Origin of the sequence: Accumulibacter sp., from assembly GCF_032229525.1 — a bacterium.
GTDB lineage: Bacteria > Pseudomonadota > Gammaproteobacteria > Burkholderiales > Rhodocyclaceae > Accumulibacter.
The window spans coordinates 49,154-58,361 of the sequence record NZ_JAVTWB010000137.1 but is presented as its reverse complement, the minus strand read 5'-3'; the positions used below and the strand labels follow the sequence as shown (position 1 = coordinate 58,361).

Annotated in this window: 9 protein-coding genes; 6 read left to right on the top strand and 3 right to left on the bottom strand. The window is 62.1% G+C overall.

What is annotated here, in order from left to right:
• From hemL to RUW20_RS10090, 3 genes are all read right to left on the bottom strand, one after another.
• Positions 1-1,142 (bottom strand): glutamate-1-semialdehyde 2,1-aminomutase (hemL, locus tag RUW20_RS10100; protein WP_313952074.1); only part of this gene is annotated, 1,142 nt, incomplete at its 3' end.
• Entirely contained in the window at positions 1,114-1,782 is a 669-nt protein-coding gene (thiE, locus tag RUW20_RS10095) for a thiamine phosphate synthase (protein WP_313952073.1), read from the bottom strand. The genes thiE and hemL, both read right to left, overlap by 29 nt.
• A complete protein-coding gene (locus tag RUW20_RS10090; protein ID WP_313952072.1) occupies positions 1,775-2,629 on the bottom strand; it encodes a hydroxymethylpyrimidine/phosphomethylpyrimidine kinase in 855 nt (284 codons plus the stop codon). Before RUW20_RS10090 ends, thiE begins: the two co-directional genes overlap by 8 nt.
• Before the next feature lie 121 nt (positions 2,630-2,750).
• Between RUW20_RS10090 and RUW20_RS10085 the strand changes: the two genes are divergently transcribed.
• From RUW20_RS10085 to RUW20_RS10060, 6 genes are all read left to right on the top strand, one after another.
• Positions 2,751-2,939, top strand: coding sequence for a rubredoxin (locus RUW20_RS10085; RefSeq protein ID WP_313952071.1), 189 nt, complete (start codon positions 2,751-2,753; stop codon positions 2,937-2,939).
• Positions 2,940-3,065: 126 nt separating this feature from the next.
• Positions 3,066-3,443, top strand: coding sequence for a PleD family two-component system response regulator (locus tag RUW20_RS10080; RefSeq protein WP_409559341.1), 378 nt, complete (start codon positions 3,066-3,068; stop codon positions 3,441-3,443).
• Positions 3,440-3,802: a response regulator gene (locus tag RUW20_RS10075; RefSeq protein WP_313952069.1), complete on the top strand. Its 363-nt coding sequence runs from the start codon at positions 3,440-3,442 to the stop codon at positions 3,800-3,802. The genes RUW20_RS10080 and RUW20_RS10075 overlap by 4 nt, the downstream gene beginning before the upstream one ends.
• Positions 3,803-3,815: 13 nt before the next feature.
• Positions 3,816-4,325: a chemotaxis protein CheW gene (locus RUW20_RS10070; protein ID WP_313952068.1), complete on the top strand. Its 510-nt coding sequence runs from the start codon at positions 3,816-3,818 to the stop codon at positions 4,323-4,325.
• A gap of 71 nt (positions 4,326-4,396) precedes the next feature.
• Positions 4,397-6,562 (top strand): methyl-accepting chemotaxis protein, encoded by a 2,166-nt coding sequence (locus tag RUW20_RS10065; RefSeq protein WP_313952067.1) that lies wholly within the window; start codon positions 4,397-4,399, stop codon positions 6,560-6,562.
• A gap of 182 nt (positions 6,563-6,744) precedes the next feature.
• The coding region (locus RUW20_RS10060; protein ID WP_313952066.1) for an Hpt domain-containing protein at positions 6,745-9,208 on the top strand (2,464 nt) is incomplete at its 3' end.

Sequence of the window (9,208 nt, the reverse complement as noted above, 5' to 3'; positions counted from 1 at the left end):
CGCTTGAAGGCTTCCTTGTCGCAGGCCATCGCCTCGGCGTAGTTCTGCGGGCACTCGGAACGGAAATACAGGCCGAACATGCCGCCCAGTGACTGTGCTGAAAACGGCACGCCATGTTTCGCGGCCGCCGCCAGCAGCCCTTCAGTGAGCTGGCGAGTGCGTTGGCTGAGGGCCTCGTAGAATCCCGCCGCGCGAATCAGTTTCAACGTCGCCAGGCCGGCGGCGACGGCGACCGGATTGCCGGACAGGGTACCCGCCTGGTACACCGGCCCCAGGGGTGAGACCTTGGCCATGACCTCGCGCCGGCCACCAAACGCACCGACCGGCATGCCACCGCCGATTACCTTGCCCAGGGTGGTGAGGTCCGGCGTGATCTCGTAGAGCCCTTGCGCGCCTCTGGCGCCGACCCGGAACCCGGTCATCACTTCGTCGAAAATCAGTACCGCAGCGTACCGGGTGCACAACTCACGCAGCGCCTGCAGGAAAGCCGGCCGAGGGGTGATCAGGTTCATGTTGCCGGCGACCGCTTCGACGATCACGCCGGCGACCTGCGAGCCGTGCTCGGCAAACGCCGCTTCGAGTCCGGCAACATCGTTATAGTCGAGAACCATGGTGTGTTTGGCGATATCGTGCGGCACGCCACCCGAACTCGGATTGCCGAGCGTCAGCATTCCCGAGCCGGCCTTGACCAGCAGGCTGTCGGAATGGCCGTGATAGCAGCCTTCGAACTTGATCAGCAGGTCACGTCCGGTATGACCGCGCGCCAGCCGGATCGCACTCATCGTCGCCTCGGTCCCGGAACTGACCAGACGAACCATCTCGAGCGAAGGCAGCATCTCGCACAGCAAGTCGGCCATATCGACCTCGCTTTCGGTCGGGGCGCCGAAGGAGAGCCCCTTGACGGCCGCCTCCCGAACCGCAGCGACCACATCAGGATGGGCGTGGCCGAGAATCAACGGACCCCACGAGCCGACGTAATCGACATAGGTCTTGCCGTCGGCATCGGTGACGCGCGAGCCAGCACCCTCGACAAAGAAGCGCGGCGTACCGCCAACCGACCGAAAGGCGCGGACCGGAGAATTGACGCCACCAGGAATGTGCTTCTGGGCACGCTCAAAAAGCTGCTGATTGCGGGAGATCACGAGCATTTTCCTCGAATAGTTGTTGATAGGCGGCGGCGCGCGAAGCCACGTCAGGCGCCTCAAAAAGGTCGCTGATCACCGCCAGCATGTCGGCGCCGGCGACCAGCAGAGGCGCAGCGTTCTCGACGGTGATGCCGCCAATGGCGCAGGCCGGCACCCGTAGCTCGGCGCGGCAGCGGGTGAACAGCGATGGCGACGCGCGAACGGCCAGCGGTTTGGTCACCGAGGGATGCATGGCACCGAAGGCAACGTAATCGGCGCCGGCCAGGACGGCAGCGCGTGCGCGCTCGAAATCGTCATAGCACGAAGCGCCGAGCAAACGTCCGGCAGGAAGCGCGCGTCGCGCTGCCAGCAGATCGCCGTCGGCGGAACCGAGATGCAGCCCGTCGGCATCGACCGCGAGCGCCAGAGCGAGATCGTCGTTGATCAGGAAACGAGCGCCGAACTGCCGGCACAGGCGGTGCAGGGCGCGAGCGGTCTCGGCTCGCCGGGCAGCATCCCGGCCCTTGTCCCGATACTGGATGAAGGCCGCGCCACCACGCAAGGCGGCCCGCACCCGGTCGAGCAGAATGTTCGGGGCCAGGCAATCGGGCGTGATCGCGTACAGGCCGCGCAGCGTGGCCGGGACAGTTTCAGCCATCCAGATCACCATTGCGAGCGCGCCACTTGAAGAAACGGTCCGGCAGGAATTGGCCCATTCCCGGCCGGAAACCGGCCGCCAGCGCCTGCCACGTAGACTCCTGGGCCAGCCGTGCCGCTTCACTCACCGACCATCCGCTGGCCAGATTGGCGGCAATGGCCGAAGCCAGCGTGCAACCCGAGCCGTGGTAGCTGCCGGGCAGGCGGTCCCAGACGTCACTGCGTACCAGGCAGCAATCCGGTCCGTAGAGCTTGTTGACCACCTGCCGCGTATTGTCGTGCGTACCGGTCAACAGCACGTACTCGCAACCAAGGGACAACAGCCGCCGTGCGCATTCGACCAGCGCCGGCAGCTCATCGCCGCCGTCATTCTCCAGGTCGCCGTCAGCGAGTCGACGCGCCTCGAGCGTATTCGGAGTCAGGATGGTGGTCAGCGGCAGCAACATCTCACGCAGGCCAGCGATCATTTCATCATCAGCCAGTTCATCGCCGCGCCCGGAGGCGAGCACGGGGTCGAGGACCACGGGAATGCCGGGATAGTCGGCGAGAATCCCGGCGATGACCACCATGTTCTCGACACTGCCGAGCAGACCGATCTTGAAAGCGGCAACCGGCATATCCTCCAGTAGTGTCCGCGCCTGATCCTCGACCCAGTCGGACTCGATGGCCAGGATACTGCTGACGCCGACCGTATCCTGCACGGTCAACGCCGTGGTCACCGACAGCGGATGGCAGCCAAGCGACGATATGGTCATCAAATCTGCCTGTAAGCCGGCGCCACCGGACGGATCGCTGGCGGCGAAAGTCAACACGATCGGCGGCGGCCGTTGGGCAGGGTATGGGTTCATCCGGGAAGACGGCGGTCGGCGAAGGTTTTCTGCCAAGGAAATAAAGTCTTGGCAGCCTGAGAGCGGTTTGGCTAGAATCTCTTGGTTTTCAAGCAATTCTAACCGAAAATCGACGGTAACCATGAACACAGCGAACGACGAGCAATACCGCGCCTGGATGTGTCTCACCTGCGGCTTCATTTATGACGAAGCGGCAGGCCTGCCAGATGAAGGGATCGCGCCGGGCACGCACTGGCAGGATGTTCCGATCAACTGGACCTGCCCGGAATGCGGTGCGCGCAAGGAAGACTTCGAAATGGTCGAAATCTGAAGACAATGCGTTATAGTGGGATCGATACAAGATCATGTCCGGTCAAGACATTCCTGAAAATGGTCGCCCGGTACACTCTGGAGGAGCGAAGTGGCTGAAGCTGCAAACCTGCGCGGCGTCAAGGTCATGGTCATCGATGACAGCAATACCATCCGGCGCAGCGCGGAGATTTTTCTTGTCCAGGCCGGCTGTCAGGTATTACTGGCAGAGGACGGTTTCGATGCCCTGGCAAAGATCGCGGATCACCAGCCGGCGGTCATTTTCTGTGACATCGTGATGCCACGACTCGACGGCTATCAGACCTGCGCCCTGATCAAGAAGAACCAGCGCTTCCGCAGCACACCGGTAATCATGCTGTCGTCGAAAGATGGCCTGTTTGACCGCGCGCGCGGCCGTATGGTCGGCTCGGACAAGTATCTGACAAAACCGTTTACCAAAGACAGCCTCCTGCAAGCGGTTGCCACATTTGCCCCACCATCAGCCAGCGAGAACCAAACGCCATGACGATCAAGAAGATACTCGTGGTTGACGATTCGCCGACCGAACGTCACGTCATGAAAGCCTTGTTGACCAGTAGCGGTTATGAAGTGATTACTGCCGAGAGCGGTGAAGAAGGAATCGCCAAGGCGAAAAGCGAATTGCCGGACCTTATCCTGATGGACGTGGTCATGCCAGGCCTCAATGGCTACCAGGCAACCCGAACCTTGACGCGTGACGAGGCGACGCGAAACATCCCGGTCATCGTGTGCACGACCAAGGGGCAGGAAACGGACAAGATCTGGGGCTTGCGCCAGGGTGCCCACGACTATCTGGTCAAGCCAGTCAACGGTCCCGAGTTGCTGGCCAAGATCGCGGCGCTGTAACGGCAGCAAGGGCATGACCAAGAAGATCAGCCTGCACGATTTCCAGTCGTACCTGGCGGCACGGCTTGCCGGCACGGGCAATCAGACCCCTGCGGGACTACTCGGCATTCAAGCGGGGGCAGATCACTGGCTTGTCGACCTGACGGACTCGGGCGAAATCGTCCCCTTGTCTCCCCTCACCGAGGTTCCGTTGACCAGACCGTGGTTCGCGGGGATCGCCAACATCCGTGGCAACCTCTATTCGGTGGTCGACCTTTCTGCCTTCCTCGGCAAGGAAGCCACACCACAAAATGCCAGTTCGCGACTGCTCTTGATTGGTACGCGCCATGGTAGCAACGCGGCCTTGCTGGTCACACGCATGATCGGCTTGCGCAATATCGAAGCCTTTCGTCCGGCAGCACCTGATCCGACAACGCTGGCCTGGGCTGACGAATGCTATACCGACAGCGAGGGCTGTCGCTGGCGAAAACTCAACGTGCGTGAACTGCTCGCCGACGACGCGTTCATGGACATTGGCGCCTAAGCCGCTTCGGCAAGCATCATGCTCGACGACAATCAGTCACACCGCAGATACCGTGTAACTGGAGACGCAATATGACGTTAAAATCAAAACTGCCGGGCTTCTTGTCCCCTAAAACGGATCCGGCAGGCGAGACGCTGGTGACGCGCACGGGAATCGCTTCAGACGGGCGGCCGAACCAAGGGGCTGGCCCGTTTGCGCAGACGTTTCTCAGCCGCTACCCGGTCGCCAAGCAACTGCAGATTCTCGGCGGCGCCCTCCTTCTCGCCATGCTGGCCATTGCCATCGTGGTCTATCGCGACAACCGCCAATCGACCTATGGCACCGCGTATATCGCTGCTGCAGGTGACATGGGCATGCTCTCCCAACGGCTGGCCAAGGCCTCCAGCCTTGCCCTGCTGGGTGATGCAGCAGCTTTCCAACAGCTCAGGGATTCTCGTGACAGCTTCGCCAGCAAGCTTGATAGCCTGACCAATGGTGGCGAACTCGCCGCTACGCGGGTACCCGCCTCGCCGAGCAGCGTCCAGCCACAGTTGGTGACACTGACGCAGGCCTGGGAGAAGACGGACAAGAACGCCACTCGACTGCTCGAGATGGAAAAGAATCTGATCTCGCTCGGTAAGGACGTCGCCTCGATCAACGACAAAAATCCACAGTTGCTCGAACTGTCGGAACAGATCGCTGCGCTGAAGCTGCAAAGCAGTGCCAGCATCCGGGAGATCGCGGCGGCCAACCAGCTGGTCATGCTGACTCAGCGGATCGCAAAAAATGCCAACTCGCTGTTGGTAGGCGATGCGATCGACGCGGAAATCGCCTTCCTGCTGGGGAAGGATACGAATACCTTTCGTGACACGATGAAGGCGCTGAGCAAAGGCAGCGAAGCGCTGCGCATCGGCGCGACGACGGACCCCGATACCAAAGCGAAGCTCAGCGAACTCGACGTCAGCTTCAGCGAGTATCGCACGGCCGTTGGCGGCATCCTCGGCAACCTGCAAAGGCTGGTGATTGCCAAACAGGCCGGCTCCCAGATCTTTCGTGATAGCGAAGAGTTGCTTGCCGCCACCGACCAACTGGCGCAAGCCTACCAAGGCAGCGTCATGCAACGCGCAGGCTACGGCTTTGCCCTCGCGGGCCTGATCCTTCTCGCCATCGGCCTGCTTTTCCTGCTGGCCCGCACCTATGTTGCGGAGACCCGCCGTCAGGCCGAAGCGGTCGAGCTGAGCAGGCAGGAAACCGAGGCGGTCAACCGTCAGAATCAGGGCGCGATCCTGCGCTTGATGAACGAACTTGGGGACCTCGCCGACGGCGACCTAACCGTAACCGCGACCGTCTCGGAGGATATCACCGGCGCCATCGCCGACTCGATCAACTACACCATTGAAGAGCTTCGCGTACTGGTCGGCCGCATCAACGACGCCGCGAGCCGAGTGACGATTGCCACCGGCATGGCGCAGACGACGTCAACGGAATTGCTCGCCGCGGCCGAACGCCAGACGACGGAGATAAAAACGGCCGGCCAATCGGTGTTGGCCATGTCTGCTTCGATGACCAATGTTTCCACCGACGCCATGCAGTCGTCAACGGTTGCCCGCCAGTCGCTGGCTGCGGCCGCCAAGGGAACACAGGCGGTCGAAGATTCGATCAAGGGCATGAACAAGATTCGCGACCAGATCCAGGAAACCGCAAAACGGATCAAGCGTCTCGGCGAGTCCTCGCAGGAGATCGGCGAGATCGTCGAGCTGATCTCCGACATTACCGAACAGACCAACGTGCTCGCACTGAACGCGGCGATTCAGGCCGCCTCGGCCGGAGAAGCAGGGCGTGGCTTCACTGTCGTGGCCGAAGAGGTGCAGCGACTCGCCGAGCGCTCTGGCGAAGCCACCAAGCAGATCGGTGCGATCGTCAGGACGATCCAGATCGACACGCAGGACACGGTCTCGGCGATGGAAGAGTCGACCCGTGGCGTGGTTGAGGGGGCTCGGCTTTCAGATGCGGCGGGTCAAGCGTTGGCCGAGATCGGCGAGGTTTCAAGCGCACTCACGGCGTTGATTGAAACGATCGCTGGCGCCACACGGCAGCAGTCGGAATCGGCAACGAACGTCGCCCGCAAGATGCAGGAGATTCTGCTGGTCACGGGACAGACAACGGCGGGAACGCAACAAACAGCAAAGGCGATTGGCGAGCTGGCCTCGCTGGCCACGGAACTGAAGGGTTCAGTCGCGGGCTTCAAGGTGTCCTGAGGGATTGTCGACAATGGGTCGCGAGCAGGCCTGGATGCAGCAGCCAGGTGAGCGACGAGACAGCTCAGCCGGACAGGTGAGGCGTACGCAAATGAACGAAAGATCAGATGGGTCGCGCAGTTGATTGAATTCATAGCCTCTGAATGCCTGCCCGAGAGACTGAAGTGGAGAGACCTTCCCGGATGAATGCCCCGACGGACTTCGATATCGGCCCGCTAACCTGGGTCAAGAGCGAGATCGATCTCGCACTGGAGCGCGCCGACAAGGCGCTGGAAGAGTTCACCGCCACCACTCTCGTTGACACCGGCGATCTGACGCAGGTCCGGTTCTGCCGCACCCACCTGCACCAGGTGCAGGGCGCTCTCACAATTGTCGGTCTCGACGGCGTTACGCACTTTGCCGAAGCTGTGGAATCCCTGCTCGAGGCGATCGAGCAAGAGCAGTGTCCGGGCACCCCCGCTGTCGTCGAACTGGCACAACGTGCGATCGCCGCTCTCCGTCATTATCTTGATGATCTGATCGGCGGCCAGCAGGCTAACCAGCCGCTGCGGCTCTTGCCCCTCTACCGCGAGCTACAAACGGCACGCGGACAGGAGCGGGTCTTTCCGACCGACCTTTTTTTCCCCGACCTCAGCGTCCGGCCGCCGCGTCGTGCAGGGGGTGCCCCGAAGCTCGCCCGCGGTGAGTTTCAGCGCCGTCTCCGTCAGTACCGCGCGCATTTCCAGCACGGCCTGCTGTCCTGGCTGCGCGCGCCGCAGGACTCCGCTGGCGTACCCGAGATGCTTGAGGCGGTCAGGCGCATCGATGCCATCCAGGAGTTGCCTTCAGCGCGCTCGTTCTGGTGGGTGGCCACGGCCTTCCTGACCGCCCTGGCTGAACGGGCGTTGCCACCGGACGCCGATGCCAGGCAACTGTGCGCCCGTATCGATCTGCAGATCCGTCGACTCCTCGAAGGATCGAGCAATGTCGCCGAACGCCTGATGCGCGATGCGCTTTATCTGGTCGGCCAGGCGGACAGCGACGATCGAGCCGTGCGCCGCGTCAAGCAGGCCTACCAGTTGTCGGCATTGCTGCCCAGCGCATCGCCGGAGGCACCGGTGGCGATGGAGTCCGTCCGCCGCCGCTTGCGTGATGCGATCGCCGGTACGGAAGAAAACTGGAACAAGTTCTGCGCCGGTACCACACAGGCGCTGCCTGCCTTCCAGGCCAACGCCGCCACGCTATCAACGGTGGTCGAAGAACTGGGACAGGCGGACTACAGCCGCCTGGTTCACGCCATTGCTGATGTCGCCAACTTCCTGGCCCAGACACCGTCTGGTCAGAACGACCCCCTGGCGATGGAAACCGCCACCGCCATCCTGCTGGCCCAGAGCGCACAGGGAAATATTCAGCACCTCGACAGCAGCTTTACGCATCAGGTCGACGTCATGGTCGAGCGGATTCGTGCCTGCATCGCCGGCACGCCGCTGCCACCAGAATCCGAGCTGCCACTGCTCGACGAGATGTCGCGTCAGGTGCAGGAAAAACTGCTGATCAGCCAGGTTGCCAGAGAGATTCAGAACAACCTGACGCAAATCGAGCAGGCCCTCGATGGCTTCTTCCGCGATGCCGAGAAGCGTGCCGATCTGGATGGTCTGGAAACCCCGATGCGACAGGTCATCGGCGCGCTGACGATGATGCGTCACGACGGTGCTGTGGTCATTCTGCAACAATGCGCGACCGACATCAGGCACTTCGCGGCGCCGGAATATGTCCCTCATGAAGCGGACTTCGAGCGGCTTGCGGAGCAGTTGTCGTTGGTCGGTTTCTTCGTCGAAGCGCTGCAGCACGGCGCCGCCGATTTCGAGGCTTTCGTCGCCAAAATGCAATCCGGCACAGCCCGCGAGGCTGTCACCAAGGAAGCAGCGGCAACCGTCGAGACGGAACTCGAGCAGCAGAAGGTCGAAGCACACGCATTGCTGGCGTCACTCAAAGAGCAGCCAGACGATGCTCGTCTGCGCCAGGAAGTCCAGCAGCGTTTCGCGACACTGCAGAAGGATGCCGATCTGGTCGGCGACAAGGAGCTCGGGCAACAAGCCAGAGAGGTGCTCTCGGCGCTGCGTGCCGGTGGCGACGCGACCCGCCAGATCGGCGAAGCGATGGCGACCCTCAAGCCACAAACGACAGAGGCACCGCAACCCTCCGCAGAGACGATACAGCTGTCGCAGGCGACGACCGAGGAAGTCGACGCCGAAATTCTCGAGATCTTTCTTGAGGAAGCCGAAGAGGTGCTGGCCACCATCGACCAGAACCTCCAGCTGCTGAAGCTTCGGCCGCATGAGACGGCATTGCTGACCACCATCCGGCGTGCGGTCCATACGCTCAAGGGCAGCGGTCGCATGGTCGGCCTGACGGAGCTCGGTGAAGCGGCGTGGTCGGTCGAGCAGCTTCTGAATCTCTGGTTGCGCCAGGAACTCGAAGTCACGCCGATCATCCTTGATCTGCTCGACCAGGCATACCACGTTTTTGTCGCCTGGATCGAGCATCTGAAGACCCGCAGCGGACAGGCACCCGATCCGGCGGCAATGATGACCCTTGCCGAGTCACTCAGGCACCGCACCGAGAGTACCGTCGAATCGCCGCCAGCGGCCGAATCGCCACCAGCGG